The 13,173-nt window shown below is 72.5% G+C and carries 12 protein-coding genes and 1 tRNA gene; 6 read left to right on the top strand and 7 right to left on the bottom strand.

What is annotated here, in order from left to right; genetic code table 11:
- On the top strand, positions 1-923 hold a 923-nt coding region (locus GT358_RS13385), incomplete at its 5' end, for a lytic transglycosylase domain-containing protein (protein WP_166583129.1).
- Positions 924-961: 38 nt separating this feature from the next.
- Here the strand turns inward: GT358_RS13385 and GT358_RS13380 are convergent.
- On the bottom strand, positions 962-1,573 hold the full coding sequence (locus GT358_RS13380; RefSeq protein WP_166583128.1) for a L,D-transpeptidase: 612 nt from the start codon (positions 1,571-1,573) through the stop codon (positions 962-964).
- Positions 1,574-1,743: 170 nt separating this feature from the next.
- Positions 1,744-2,784, bottom strand: coding sequence for a LacI family DNA-binding transcriptional regulator (locus tag GT358_RS13375; RefSeq protein WP_166583127.1), 1,041 nt, complete (start codon positions 2,782-2,784; stop codon positions 1,744-1,746).
- Positions 2,785-2,912: 128 nt separating this feature from the next.
- Here GT358_RS13375 and GT358_RS13370 point away from each other — a divergent pair.
- Positions 2,913-2,988, top strand: a tRNA-Arg gene (locus GT358_RS13370).
- Between the two features lie 24 nt (positions 2,989-3,012).
- On the opposite strand, the gene GT358_RS13365 is transcribed toward GT358_RS13370, so the two are convergent.
- On the bottom strand, positions 3,013-4,638 hold the full coding sequence (locus tag GT358_RS13365) for an NAD(P)/FAD-dependent oxidoreductase (RefSeq protein WP_166583126.1): 1,626 nt from the start codon (positions 4,636-4,638) through the stop codon (positions 3,013-3,015).
- Between the two features lie 99 nt (positions 4,639-4,737).
- Here GT358_RS13365 and GT358_RS13360 point away from each other — a divergent pair, with 99 nt between their 5' ends.
- The 4 genes from GT358_RS13360 (at position 4,738) to GT358_RS13345 (ending at position 8,565) form a co-directional block, all read left to right on the top strand.
- Entirely contained in the window at positions 4,738-5,364 is a 627-nt protein-coding gene (locus GT358_RS13360) for a helix-turn-helix domain-containing protein (RefSeq protein ID WP_166583125.1), read from the top strand.
- A gap of 79 nt (positions 5,365-5,443) precedes the next feature.
- On the top strand, positions 5,444-6,496 hold the full coding sequence (locus GT358_RS13355; RefSeq protein ID WP_166583124.1) for an ABC transporter substrate-binding protein: 1,053 nt from the start codon (positions 5,444-5,446) through the stop codon (positions 6,494-6,496).
- A 16-nt stretch (positions 6,497-6,512) separates the two neighbouring features.
- Complete coding sequence (locus GT358_RS13350; protein WP_166583123.1) at positions 6,513-7,760, top strand: ABC transporter permease; 1,248 nt, start codon at positions 6,513-6,515, stop codon at positions 7,758-7,760.
- Positions 7,753-8,565: an ABC transporter permease gene (locus tag GT358_RS13345; protein WP_243730887.1), complete on the top strand. Its 813-nt coding sequence runs from the start codon at positions 7,753-7,755 to the stop codon at positions 8,563-8,565. The genes GT358_RS13350 and GT358_RS13345 overlap by 8 nt, the downstream gene beginning before the upstream one ends.
- A 9-nt stretch (positions 8,566-8,574) precedes the next feature.
- Here GT358_RS13345 and choX read toward each other — a convergent pair whose 3' ends face one another.
- The 4 genes from choX to GT358_RS13325 form a co-directional block, all read right to left on the bottom strand.
- Positions 8,575-9,519, bottom strand: a complete 945-nt coding sequence (gene choX / locus GT358_RS13340; RefSeq protein WP_243730886.1) for a choline ABC transporter substrate-binding protein — start codon at positions 9,517-9,519, stop codon at positions 8,575-8,577.
- 61 nt (positions 9,520-9,580) lie between these two features.
- Positions 9,581-10,360 carry a class II aldolase/adducin family protein gene (locus GT358_RS13335; protein ID WP_166583122.1) on the bottom strand — a complete coding sequence of 260 codons (780 nt, stop codon included), beginning with the start codon at positions 10,358-10,360 and terminating at the stop codon, positions 9,581-9,583.
- Complete coding sequence (locus GT358_RS13330; RefSeq protein WP_166583121.1) at positions 10,357-11,991, bottom strand: choline dehydrogenase; 1,635 nt, start codon at positions 11,989-11,991, stop codon at positions 10,357-10,359. The genes GT358_RS13335 and GT358_RS13330 overlap by 4 nt, the downstream gene beginning before the upstream one ends.
- Positions 11,988-13,124, bottom strand: coding sequence for an aromatic ring-hydroxylating dioxygenase subunit alpha (locus GT358_RS13325; RefSeq protein ID WP_166583120.1), 1,137 nt, complete (start codon positions 13,122-13,124; stop codon positions 11,988-11,990). The genes GT358_RS13330 and GT358_RS13325 overlap by 4 nt, the downstream gene beginning before the upstream one ends.
- Between the last annotated feature and the right edge of the window lie 49 nt (positions 13,125-13,173).

Here is a 13,173-nt window from a genome sequence, read left to right as displayed (position 1 = left end):
GCGCGCCCGTGGCCGCGCCGGTGCGGACGGGCGCCGCACCCCGTCCGGCCGGGATCGCGGGCGGGGAGGCCCTCCGGCCGCGGCCGCGCGCCCGGCCCGCCGAGGGGCCGGACGGGCGACGCTGCTCGCCCGACGGGCGGGTCTGCGTGGCGCGCGCGACCTATGCCGCCGACATCTGCCGGGCGATCGAGGGAGCGGCGGCGCAGGCGGGTCTGCCCCCGGCCTTCTTGGCGCGGCTCCTGTGGCAGGAAAGCCTGTTCGAGGCGGGCGCGGTCAGCCCCAAGGGCGCGCAGGGCATCGCCCAGTTCATGCCCGGGACGGCCCGGGAGCGGGGGCTGATCGACCCGTTCAACCCCGCCGAGGCGATCGGGGCCTCGGCGCTGTTGCTGCGCGACCTGCGCGCGCGGTTCGGCAATCTGGGCCTCGCGGCGGCGGCCTACAATGCGGGCGCGGAGCGGGTGGAGCGGTTCCTTGCCGGCGCTGCGGGCCTGCCGGCCGAGACGCGGTCCTATGTGCTGGCCATCACGGGGCATGTGGCCGAGGCCTGGCGGGGGCCGCGGGGCGGTGGCGGCGCCGTTCCCGCCGTGCGCTGGACGCTGGAGGAGGGGCGCCCCTTCGCCGAAGCCTGCCGGGCGCGCGCCGAGGGGCGCGGCATGGGCCCGCCGCCGCAGCCCGCTCTGGCGCCCTGGGCGGTGATCCTGTCGGCCCAGGCCGACCGCGCGGCGGCCGAGCGGGCCGGAGCCCGGGCGGTCGCGGCGCATCCGGGGCTGCTCGGGGGCGAGCGCGTGGCGCTGGCGCCGATGCGGGTCGCGGGGCGCGAGCGGCATGTCGCGCAGGTGGGTCGCCAGAGCCGGGCCGAGGCGGAGGCGCTCTGCGCCCGCCTGCGCGCGGCGGGCGGGGCCTGCACGGTGCTGCGCAACTGACGCCGCCCCGCCCCCCCGGCCCGGTCCGGCCCCGGCGGTCAGGCGCCGTAATCGGCCGTGCCGGCCTTGGGATAGAGATAGACGGCCGCGCCTTCGGGCACGCGGTCGTAGAGGTCGATGATGTGCTCGTTGAGCAGGCGCGCGCAGCCGTTCGAGACGGCCGTGCCGATCGTCTCGGGGGCGTTGGTGCCGTGGATGCGCAGGAAGGTGTCCCCGCGCTCGGGCGTGAAGAGGTAGAGGGCGCGCGCGCCGAGCGGGTTGTCGGGACCGCCGGGCATCCCGTCGGCCCAGCGGGCGTACTTCTCGGGCTCGCGCTCGATCATGCTGGGGGTGGGCGTCCAGGAGGGCCATTCCTTCTTGGCGCCGACATAGAAGATCCCCGGCTCGTAGAGGCCGGGCCGGCCGATGCCCACGGCGTAGCGGATCGCCTCGCCGAAGCCGAGCGTCCAGTAGAGGAAGAAGCGGTCGGGGTCGACATGGATCTCGTTGGCGGCGAGCGTCGGCTGCACCGGGACGACGCGCGGGGTCCGCCAGTCGTCGGGCTCGGGCAGGAGCGCCAGGGCGGCATCCTGGGCGCGCGCGGCGGCGGCGGCCCCGCCGAACAGGGCAGCGGCAAGACCCGTGGACAGGAGTCGGCGTCGGGACGGCATGGATTCGGTCTCCCCTCGAACGGAACGATGATGCGCTGTGTCGGGGGGGCAACGCAACCGCTCCCGGCTTCGTTCCGGCCCGATGCGAGACTTGGACGCGGGCCGATCGGTGGTCGCTTGCCGATCGGGTGATTCGGGACCGGTGCCCCTCCGCCGGGGGCGGGCGCCCCTCAGCGCAAGGTATCTCCCTTCTGGAGCGTGGGCGCGAGCTCGATCCGCTCGCCGGGCGGGGCGGCCGGATCGGCGAGGCGGCGTGCGACGATGCTCGCGGCGCGGCGGCCGATCTCGCGCCGGCAGGCGTCCATCGTGGCCAGGCGCCGCGGCAGGCCGTCGAGCAGGTCCACGCCGTTGAAGCCCGCCAGACCGATCCGGCCCGGGATGTCCGCCCCCTGCCCGAGAAGCCACAGAAGGCCCCCTGCCCCGATCATGTCGTTGCTGTAGTAAAGGAAGTCGAGATCGGGGCTGCGCGCGAGGAGGGCCTGGGTCATCTCGCGTCCCTTGAGCAGGCCCGAGCCGCCTTCGTAGAACTCGCGGTCGGCGACGGCCACCCCCGCCTCCGCCAGCCGGTCGGCGAAGCCCTCCATGCGCTTGCGCGCGCGGTGGTCGAGGGGCATCTTGGTGCCGAGAAGCCCGATGCGCCGGTAGCCCGCGGCGAGGATCGCCTCGGCCATCTCGCGCCCGGCGCGGCGGTGGCTGATGCCCACCACGGCGTCGATGGCCTCGCCGTCCGTGTCCATGATCTCGACGACGGGGCAGCCTGCCCGTGCGAGCATCGCGCGCGCGGCCTCTCCGTGCTCGAGCCCCGCGACGATGACCCCGGCGGGACGCCAGGAGAGCATCTCGAAGAGCACGCGCTCCTCGCGCGCGGGGTCGTAGTCGGTGAAGCCCACGACGGGCTGAAGGCCCGATCCCTCCAGCCCCTCGGAGATGCCCGAGAGCACCTCGGGGAAGACCATGTTGCCGAGCGAGGGGATGACCACGGCCACGAGGTTGACGCGGCTGGAGGCGAGCGCGCCGGCGATGCGGTTGGGCACGTAGCCCAGCCGCGCCGCCGCCTCCTGGACGCGGGCCCGGGTGGCGGGCGAGACGTCGCCCAGGCCCCGCAGGACGCGGCTCACGGTCATCTCCGAGACGCCCGACGCCTCGGAGACGTCGCGCAGCGTCAGGGGGCGGGCGGCGTCGCGGGCGGGGCGGGAGGGAGACCGGGGCACGGGCGGGCGGGGACCGGGAACGGGACGGGGTGCAGCTCCCTTATGCCGCGATCGGGCGGGCGGGGAAAGACCCCCGCCCCCGCGCGGCGGTTGACCCGGACAGGCCCCCGGGGCAAGAGGGCCGGGCGGGCCCCGTAGCTCAGGGGATAGAGCGGCCGCCTCCTAAGCGGCAGGTCGATGGTTCGAATCCATCCGGGGTCACCACCCCCCCGCCCCCGTCGCCCCCCGTCAGGCCGCCGCGTAGCCCATGCCCGAGCGGCGGCGCGCGTCGCGCAGCACCTCGCGCGCGGCGTTGTGGCCGGGGATGCCGGAGACGCCGCCGCCCGGATGGCAGGAGGCCCCGCAGAGATAGAGGCCGCGCACCGGGGTGCGGTAATCGGCCCAGTGCGGCACGGGGCGCTGGAAGAAGAGCTGGTCGAGCGCGAGCTCGCCCTGGAAGATGTGGCCCTGGGGGAGCGCGACGATGCGCTCGATGTCCTGCGGCAGCAGCAGCTGGGAGGCGATCACGTCCGAGGAGAAGCCGGGCGCGAAGCGGTCCATCGTGTCGAGCACGGTCTTCTCGAAGCGCGGCTTCTCGGTCGCCCAGTCGCCGTCGCGCAGCGTGTGGGGCGCGTGGCCGCCGAAGAGGTTGACGACGTGCTTGCCCTCGGGGGCGAGGGAGCGGTCCACGATCGTGGGCACGACCGGGGTGATGAAGGGCGAGGAGGAGGGGCGGCCGTACTTGGCCTCGTCATAGGCGCGCTCGAGATAGTCGATGTCGGGGGCGATGTGGACATAGGTGGGATAGTCCCACGAGCCCAGCGCGCCGTCGCGCCGGATGCGATCGAGGCAGCGGTACTGGGGCGGGCGCTCGGCCGCGATGTTCATCTTGAAGGCGGTGGAGAAGGTGCGGATGTTGCGCACGTCGCGCACGAAGTCGTCGGGCAGGTGGCGCTCTCCGACCAGGTCCAGAAAGAGCGTCTTGGCCGAGGCGTTGGCGATCACGCGGGGCGCCTCGAAGCGCTCGCCCGCCTGCGTCAGCACGCCCCTGGCGCGGCCGTTCTCGACGATCACCTCGGCCACGGGGCTGTTTGTGCGGATCTCGGCCCCCTTCTCGCGGGCGGAGGCGGCGAGCGCCTGGGTGATCGCCCCCATGCCGCCGCGGATGAAGCCCCAGCCGCCCGCACCCGCGTTCTCGCCCATCACGTGGTGCATGATCACATAGGCCGAGCCGGGGGTCTTGGGCCCGGCAAAGGTGCCGATGGAGGCGTAATAGGCGAGAACGGCCTTGATGCGCTCGTCCCGGAACCATTCGGAAAGGAAGTCGTAGGCGCTCATGGTGAGCATGTCGGCCACGCGGAAGAGCTTGCCCGCGTAGCGGCGGTGGCGCATGGCGAAGCCCGCCATCTGGCGGAACGCGCGCCAGTCGCGCCGGGTGGGGTCGAAGGGCGTCTCCCACAGGAGGCGGCGGAAGATGTTGGCCGTGTCGGTGAGGTAGCGGTCGAATTCGGGGTAGATCGCGGCGTCGCGGGAGTCGAAGCGCGCAAAGCTCGCCTGCGTGCGGGCGACGTTGTCGGAGAAGAGGATGTAGTCGTCGCCGTCCAGGGGCGAGATCATGTCCGAGCAGGGCATCACCTCGAGCCCGTGGCGGCGCAGATCGAGGTCGGCCTGGATGCGCGGGTGCAGGATGCTCATCAGATAGGAGAAGATCGAGGCGCGGAAGCCCGGCGCGATCTCCTCGGTCACGGCGGCGCCGCCCACGATCTCGCGCCGTTCGAGCACGAGCGGCCTGAGCCCCGCGCGCGCGAGATAGGCCGCGCAGACGAGGCCGTTATGGCCTGCCCCGATGATGATGGCGTCGAAGCGCTGGGCCATGACCCCCTCCCCTGCTCGCGTGATGCCGACGGCTTGTGAAAAAGGGTATTGCCACGTTCAGTGAACATGTTCAATCTGAAGTTCACTGAGGAGGGTCCCATGGCGCAGCCCGAGCGCGTTCCCGCCGGACGGGTGGCGGTTCTGGAGGAGGCGGGGACGCCCGATCCCGAGGCGCGCTTCTTCGGCGAGGCTGTGCGCGAGCTGCGCGCGGCCAAGCAGCTCACCCTGCGCGAGCTGGCCGAGCGGACGGATCTCTCGGTGGGCTATCTGAGCCAGGTGGAGCGGGGGCTGTCCAATCCGTCGGTAAGCGCGGTCCAGGCCATCGCCGGCGCGCTCGGCGTCACCGCGGGCTGGTTCTTCCGCGCGCCCTCGGCCCCGGAGGGCAGCGAGGCGGCCTTTGTGGTGCGCGCAGGGGCACGGCGGCGTCTCGCCTTCGCCTCCGGCATCACGGACGAACTGCTCTCGCCGCATCTGGGGGGCGCGCTCGAACTGCTGCTGAGCCGCTTCGCGCCCGGCTCGGCCAGCGGCGAGGCGCCCTATGCCCATCGCGGCGAGGAGGCGGGCGTGGTGCTGTCGGGCACGCTCGAACTCTGGATCGAGGCCGAGCGCTTCCTGCTCGGCGCCGGCGACAGCTTCGCCTTTCCGAGCACGCGGCCGCACCGCTACCGCAATCCCGGTGCGGAGGAGACGGTGGTGATCTGGGTCATCACCCCGCCCACCTATTGAGGAGCTTTGGACCGGCCCGGCGGGTCGGCAGCGCGACCGGCCGGCACAGGCCGGCGAGACAGCAAGGAGGAGAAGGACGATGACGGCAAGACGGACCATGCGGGCGGTGTCGGCCGCCCTGGCGGGCGCCCTTCTGGCGGCACCGGCCCTGGCGCAGGATTCGGTGACGGTGGTCTCCTGGGGCGGCGCCTATCAGGATGCCCAGCGGGAGGTGTTCTTCCGTCCCTTCGAGGAGGAAACCGGCATCCGCGTCAACGAGGAGACCTGGGAGGGCGGCATCGGTGCGATCCGCGCGCGGCTGGCCTCGGGCGGCGATCCGGGCTGGGACGTGGTCCAGGTCGAGGCCGCCGACATCCTGCTGGGCTGCGAGGAGGGTCTGTTCGAGCCCATCGACTGGGACCGGCTGGGCGGCGAGGACAGCGTCATCCCCGGCGCGGCGCAGGAATGCGGGGTCGGCGCCATCCTGTTCAACGAGGGCATCGCCTACGACCGCGACGCGCTGCCCGAGGGGCCGACGGGCTGGGCCGACTTCTTCGACACGGAGCGCTTTCCGGGCAAGCGCGCGCTGCGGATGCACCCGGCCGTGGCGCTGATGGGCGCGCTCATGGCCGATGGCGTGCCCAAGGAGGAGGTCACGGCTGTCCTTGCCACGCCGGAAGGCGAGGAGCGCGCCTTTGCCAAGCTCGAGACGATCCGCGACGACCTGATCTTCTGGCGCGCGGGCGCGCAGCCGCCGCAGCTTCTGGCCTCGGGCGAGGTCGTCATGACCACCGTCTACAACGGGCGCATCGATGCGGCCAACCGCGAGGAGGGCCGCAACTTCGCCTTCGTCTGGGACGGCTCGGTGGGCAGCTTCGACTACTGGGTGATCCTGGCGGGCACGCCGCGGATCGAGCAGGCCTATGCCTTCCTCGAATACATCCACCGCCCCGAGGTGCAGGCGCGGCTGCCCGACGCGATCGCCTATGGCGTGGTCCACCGCGAGGCGGCCGACGACATCGACCCCGAGCGGCTGCCCGACGTGCCCTCGGCCCCGGAGAACCTGGCCGTCTCGGTCACGCAGGACCTCGAGTTCTGGCTCGAGAACGCCGAGCGGCTGACCGAGCGGCTCCAGTCCTGGGCCGGTCAGTGACCGGCGGGGACGCGGCATGAGCGCGCCGGCCGCGTCCCTCGACGCCGTCCGCCCCCCCGTCCGCACGATCGGGCGGGACGGGCGGCGGCGACTTCTCGCCGCCGGGCTGGTGGCGCCGCTGGCGGCCTTTCTGCTGTTCGCCTTTGCCGCGCCGATCATCTGGATCCTGGGCTATGGCGTGGCCGACAACGAACTGGCCTCCGTCTGGCCGCGCGTGTCGGCCGAGCTGCGCGACGGCGGGGACGAGCTGCCCCCGGACGAGGCGGTGTTCGCCGCGCTCGCGGCCGACCTGCGCGGGTCGCAGGCGAGCCGGACCGCCGCCACGGCGGCGCGGCGGCTCAACTACGCGCTGCCGGGCGGGCGCAGCCTCGTCACCCAGACCGCGCGCGCCCTGGCCGACCGGCAGGAGCCAGACCCCGGCGGGGGCTGGCGCGAGACGCTGATCGCCCTCGACCCGGCCTGGGGCGAGCGCGAGACCTGGGTGGCGCTCCGGCAGGCCTCCGGCCCCGTCTCGGCCTTCTTCCTGCTGTCGGCGGCGGACCTGCGGCTGGGCGCGGACGGGCTCGAACGCGCGCCGCCCGAACAGCGCATCTACCTCGCCGTGCTGTGGCGCACCTTTGCCGTGGCGGCGACGGTCACGGCCGCAGCGATCGTCCTGGGCTTTCCTGTGGCCTATTTCCTCGCCAACGGTCCTCCGGCTCTCGCCTCGGTGGCCATGGTGCTGGTGCTGCTGCCGCTCTGGACCTCGCTTCTGGTCCGCACGGGCGCCTGGGTCGTCCTGCTGCAGGACCAGGGTCTCGTGAACGGGGCGCTGATGGCGCTGGGCCTGACCTCCGAACCGGTCCGGCTGCTGTTCAACCGCACGGGGCTGACCATCGCGATGGTCCATATCTCGCTGCCCTACCTGATCCTGCCCCTCTATGCGACGATGACCACGATCCGGCCCGAACTGGTCAAGGCCGCCCGCTCGCTCGGCGCCTCGCCGGCGGTGGCGTTCTGGCGCGTCTATCTGCCCCAGACGCTGCCCGGGCTCGCGGCCGGGGCGCTTCTCGTGTTCATCCTGTCGCTGGGCTACTACATCACGCCCGCGCTGGTGGGCGGGGCGGGCGACCAGCTCGTGTCCTACTTCATCGCCTTCTACACGACGGAGACCTTCAACTGGGGCATGGCGGGCGCGCTGGCGATCCTGCTCGTGGCGGCGACGGCCATCCTCTATGTCTTCTATGCGCGGCTCGCCGGTCCGAGGGGGCTCAGCCTTGGCTAGGCTGTCGGCAGACCGGCTGTGGCGCTGGGCGCTCTGGGCGGCGACGGCCCTCGTGCTCGCCTTTCTGGTCGTGCCGATCCTCGCGGTGCTGCCGCTGTCGGTCAACGACAGCCGCTTTCTCACCTATCCGCTGCGGGGCTTCACCGACCGCTGGTACATCGAGTTCTTCTCGGACCCGCGCTGGACGCGGGCGCTCGCCAACAGCGCGGTCCTCGCCGTCTCGAGCGCGGCCATCGCGACCGTCCTCGGCACGCTGGCTGCGCTCGGCCTCGCGCTTGCGGAGTTCCGCGGCAAGGCGGTGCTGCTCGCGCTGCTGCTGAGCCCGCTCGTCGTGCCGGTGATCGTGTTCGGGGTGGGGCTGGCGCTGTTCTTCGGGCAGGTCGGGCTCGTGCGGACCTTTCCGGGGCTTCTGGCCGCGCATGTGGCGCTGGGGGCGCCGTTCGCCCTGCTCACGGTGGGCGCCGCGCTCGCCTCCTTCGACCGGACGCTGCTGCGCGCGGCGCAGGGTCTGGGCGCGTCGCCGGCCGTGGCCTTCCGCCGCGTGGTCCTGCCGCTGATCGCGCCGGGGGTCCTCGCGGGGTTCCTGTTCGCCTTTGCCACCTCCTTCGACGAGGTCGTGGTCAACATCTTCATCGCCGCCCCCGAGCACCGGACGCTGCCGCGCGAGATGTTCTCGTCGCTGCGCGAGAACGTCTCGCCGGTGATCGCGGCAGCGGCCACGCTGATGACCCTGGTGGCGGCCGTGCTGCTCGGGACGATGGAATGGCTCAAGCGGCGGACGCGGCGGATGACGGTCTCCGCCTGACCGCCCGCCTCAGCCCTCGGGCGGCAGGCCCAGCTGCGCCCGCACGGCAGCGAGGCCGGGTCGGCCGTCCCGGGCGGTGATGCCCTCGAGCCAGGGCGCAAGCGTCTCGGGGTGGGCGACAAGCCAGTCCCGTGCCGCCTCGGCCGGCGGCAGCCCGTCGTCGAGGATGCGGCCCATCACGGCGTTCTCCATCTCGAGCGTGAAGCGCAGCTGGCGCAGGAAGCGGCCCAGTTCCGGGCACTCCGCCGCGAGGCCCGCCCGCGCATTGGTGTGCACCGTCGCGCCGCCGTAATCGGGTCCGAACCATTCGTCCCCGCCGGAGAGGTAGACGATGGGAAAGCGCGCGTTCATCGGATGCGGCGCCCAGGCGAGAAACACCACCGCCTCGTCCCGTGCGGCCAGGCGCGCGACCTGCGAGAGCATCCCCTGTTCGGAGGACTCGACGAGCTGGAACCCGCCGAGACCGAAGCGGTCCTCGTCGATCAGGGTCTGGATGATGCGGTTGCCGTCGTTGCCCGGCTCGATCCCGTGGATGCGGAAGCCCAGCGCCTCGCCGTGGCGGGCGATGTCGGCAAAGTCGCGCAGGCCGGCCTCGGCCGTGGGGGCAAGCGTGGCGAGCGTGTACTTGGCCCCTTCGAGATTGACCCCCAGCACCTCCACCGATCCGTCGTCGAGATAGGGCTGGCGGTCGGCGGCAAGGCTGGGCTGCCAGTCGCCGAGGAACACGTCGATGTCGCCCGACCGCATCGAGGCATAGGCGATCGGGATGGAGACCATGACCGTCTCGGGCCGGTAGCCGAGCCCCTCGAGGACAACCCCGGCAAGCGCGGTCGTGGCCTGGATGTCGGTCCAGCCGATATCGGCAAAGCGCGGCGTGGCGCAGGCCTCCGGATCGGCGGCGGCGGCCGCGCCGGCCAGGCCGAGCGCGGCCAGCAGGATCGTGGGTCTCATCATGGCGGTCTCCCTGCGAGCTGGTGCCCCGGTCTGTCCGGGGTCTGTGTTCTGGCGGAGGGGTCTAGTCGCGGTAGTCGGGCTCCTCGGCATCGAGGATGGCGCGCACCTCGCGCAGATGGTCGAGGGCGAGCTGGCCGTAGGCGGCCCATTGGCGCGCCGTGCGCTCGGCCACCGCGTCCGGGACGACGCGCAGCGGCCGGCCTGTGGCATAGCAGAGCATCACCGTCTCGCAGGCGCGTTCGAAATAGTACATCTCGTCGAGCGCGAGCGCGACGGTCGGGGCGGCGACCAGGACGCCGTGATTGCCCATCAGCAGCACCTTGCCGCCCTCCAGAAGCCCCGCCAGACGGTCGCCCTCCTCGTCCGACAGGCCCATTCCCTCGAAGCCCTCGTCGATGGCGAGCCGACCCCAGAAGCGCATGGTGTTCTGGTCGATGGGCGGCATGCGGCTGTTGGCGAGGGCGGACAGGGCCGTGGCGTGGCGCGGATGGAGATGGAGCACGCAGCGCGCCTCGGGATTGCGGGCATGGATGCGGCCGTGGATGTGCCAGGCGGTCGGATCGGGCGCGTCGGGGCGGCGCATCGTGTCCGGATCGTCCGCATCGAGAAGCAGCAGGTCCGACGCGCGGATGCGCGAGAAGTGCCGGCCGCGCGGGTTCATCAGGAAGCGCCGCCCCCCTTTGTCCACGGCCAGGCTGAAATGGTTGGCGACGCTTTCGTGCATGCCCAGCCGGGCGAACCAGCGGAAGGCGGCCGCCAGGTCCCGGCGCGCCTCGAGCAGGTCTTCGTCGCCGGCGGGGCCGGAAGCGGGCAGGATCGGGTTGCGTGGAGCGGCTGTCATGCGAACACCTCCTCGGGGTGGGGGGATGCGGGGGGACGGACCGGCCCGGTGCGGATGAGGTGGGCCGCCTTCTCGGCGATCATGATCGTGGCGGCGTTGGTGTTGGCGCTGACCGGTGCGGGCATGATGGAGGCATCGACGACGCGCAGGCCCTCGAGACCCGCGACGCGGCAGAGGGGGTCCACCACCGTGTCGGCCCGGCCCGGATCGCCCATCCGGCAGGTGCCCGCGGGATGATAGCAGGTCTCGACCGTGCGGGCCATCCACTCCTCGAGCGCAGCCCCGGCGATCGCGGGGCCCGGCAGCAGTTCGGGCCCGGCGAAGGGGGCCAGCGCAGGCTGGCGCAGCACCGCGCGCAGCCTTTCCACCCCGCGGGCGAGGTCGCGGCGGTCCTGAGGATCGGCGAGATAGTTGAAGAGGATCGCGGGCGGCTCGCGCGGGTCGGCCGAGCGCGCGCGCACATGGCCGCGCGAACGCGGCCGGAGCAGGTCCACATGGACCTGGAACGCCTCCTCGGGGCGGATGCGGGTGCCGCCGGGCAGGACCGCAAGCGGCATGAAGGTGAACTGGATGTCGGGCTGCTCCAGCTCGGGCCGGGTGCGGATGAAGGCGCCCGCCTCGAAATGGTTGGTGGCAGCCGGCCCGGTGCCCCGCAGGGCCCATTCGGCCCCCGCGAGCCAGGAGCGCGGCGGCCGCGTCGCGCCCAGCGGCGTGACCGGACGGAGGCAGCTGTGCTGGACCACGAGATCGGGATGGTCCTGGAGGTTCTCGCCCACGCCCGGCAGCTCGTGCAGGACAGGGAGTCCCGCGGCCTCCAGATGGCGCGGGGCTCCGATCCCGGAGAGCTGGAGCAGGTGGGGCGAACCGATGGCGCCGGCGGCAAGGATGACCTCGCGCACGGCGCGAGCAAAGGCAGGCCGGCCGTGATGGGTATAGTCCACCCCCACCGCGCGGCCGCCCTCCAGCCGGATGCGCAGCGCGAGCGCGCCGGTGCGCAGGCAGAGATTGCGCCGGTCGCGGACGGGGTGGAGATAGCCGCGCGAGGCACTCCAGCGCCGCCCGCGATGGGTGCTGCGCTCCACGGGGCCGAATCCCTCGGGATGGGGTCCGTTGAAGTCGTCCGCGCGGGGATAGCCCGCCTGCACCCCTGCCTCCACAAAGGCTGCGGCAAGGGGGTCGAGGACGGGGCGGGTGATGCGGATGGGCCCGTCCCGGCCGCGATCGGGACCCGAGCCCTCGGGCGCGGTCTCGCTGCGACGGAAGAAGGGGAGCACCTCCTCGTGGCTCCAGCCGCGGGCGCCCGACTGGGCCCAGCCGTCGAAGTCGCGCGGATGACCCCGGAGCCAGACCATGCCGTTGATCGAGGACGACCCTCCCAGCACCCGGCCCCGCGGATGGCCCAGCCGCCGTCCGCCGAGATGCGGCTCGGGCTCGGAGACGAAGGCCCAGGAGAAGCGCGTCCCCCAGACCACGCGCGCGATCCCTGCGGGCATGGCGAGCCAGGGCGAGCGGTCGGGCGGGCCTGCCTCGAGCAGGAGCACGCGCACGGCAGGCTCCTCGCTCAGCCGCGCGGCGAGCACGCAGCCCGCCGAGCCGCCACCCACGATGACATAGTCCCAGGCCTCGCTCACCCGCGGATCGCCTCGTAGCAGAGCTTGTGGAAATGGTGCACCAGATGCTCGCTCTGGTTCGGGCGGGCGGGATCGATCAGGTAGCGTCCCGAACCGAAGCCCATCGAGTGCAGGCCCTTCTGGTTGGTGATGTTGAGCTCGATATCCTCGGGGCCGAGCTGGGTGTTCATCCAGCGGATGGCGGCACGCGTGACCTCCGGCACGGGACGGCCCCTCGGCGCGTAGTAGCCGAAGCGCAGGATGGACCGCTCGGGCGCGATCGGGATCATGATGAAGGTCCCGATCATGTCGGTATAGGGAAAGCTGTAGAAGGTGGTGTTGGGCCAGATGCCGATGTTGAAGAACCAGTCGGTCTGCCAGGTGGCCCCCTCGAGCGGCACGCCGTAGGCCTCGGTCGCGCCCTTGTTGGGCGGACCGATATAGGTCCACCAGAGCCCCCGCGGCGTCAGCCGGTAGCCCTCGAAGTCGATCAGCGCGGCCAGCTCCTTGTGGACCGGCCCGGAAAGGTCGAAATGGTAGCCCTCGATGGAGTTCTCCTGGATGACCTTCCAGTTGGCCTCCACGACGACGTCGGTCTCCTCGACCAGCTCGACCGTGTCGAGATCCGGCAGGAAGCGGCGCATCTCCTCCTCGGCACCCGCGGCGATCTCGCGTACGGGGGGGGCGCCATCGTCGAGCGTGACGAACACCCAGCCTGCGAAGATCTCCAGCCGGACGGGCCGGAGGCTCCAGTCGGCCTTGGAGAAGTCGGCCAGATGCTCCGTGCGGGGGGCGGCGCGCAGCCCGCCGTCGAGATTGTAGCACCACGAATGGTACTGGCAGCGCAGCACCGCGCCCACCTTGCCGCGCCGTTCGGTCATCAGCCGGTTGCCCCGGTGGCGGCAGACATTGTGCCAGGCATGGATGCCGCCGTCATGGCCGGCCGTGACGACCACGCTCTGCTCGAAGATGTCCTGGACCACATAGGAGCCGGGTTCGCGGAACTCGTTGACATGACCCACAAGGTGCCAGCAGCGCAGGAAGATGCGCTCGCGTTCCTCCGCGAAGATCCCCTCGTCGTAGAAGAAGGGCGCGGGCATGGTTCTGCCGTGGACGGGGTCGCTGTGATCCCAGGTCAGTTCGGGCTTGCCCATCGGGGGTCGGTCCTCCGCTTGCGGCCCGCGGGGGCGGGCGGTTGCGGTC

Origin of the sequence: Rubellimicrobium sp. CFH 75288 (assembly GCF_009904055.1) — a bacterium.
Classification (GTDB): domain Bacteria; phylum Pseudomonadota; class Alphaproteobacteria; order Rhodobacterales; family Rhodobacteraceae; genus Rubellimicrobium.
This window is presented reverse-complemented; position numbering and strand designations above follow the sequence as displayed.

Bases quoted from the DNA above. Each gene is read 5' to 3' on its own strand.
- GT358_RS13335 (WP_166583122.1), bottom strand. From the start codon at position 10,360: ATGACAGCCGCTCCACGCAACCCGATCCTGCCCGCTTCCGGCCCCGCC.
- choX (WP_243730886.1), bottom strand. From the start codon at position 9,519: ATGATGAGACCCACGATCCTGCTGGCCGCGCTCGGCCTGGCCGGCGCG.
- GT358_RS13360 (WP_166583125.1), top strand. From the start codon at position 4,738: ATGGCGCAGCCCGAGCGCGTTCCCGCCGGACGGGTGGCGGTTCTGGAG.
- GT358_RS13325 (WP_166583120.1), bottom strand. From the start codon at position 13,124: ATGGGCAAGCCCGAACTGACCTGGGATCACAGCGACCCCGTCCACGGC.
- GT358_RS13350 (WP_166583123.1), top strand. From the start codon at position 6,513: ATGAGCGCGCCGGCCGCGTCCCTCGACGCCGTCCGCCCCCCCGTCCGC.
- GT358_RS13380 (WP_166583128.1), bottom strand. From the start codon at position 1,573: ATGCCGTCCCGACGCCGACTCCTGTCCACGGGTCTTGCCGCTGCCCTG.
- GT358_RS13365 (WP_166583126.1), bottom strand. From the start codon at position 4,638: ATGGCCCAGCGCTTCGACGCCATCATCATCGGGGCAGGCCATAACGGC.
- GT358_RS13355 (WP_166583124.1), top strand. From the start codon at position 5,444: ATGACGGCAAGACGGACCATGCGGGCGGTGTCGGCCGCCCTGGCGGGC.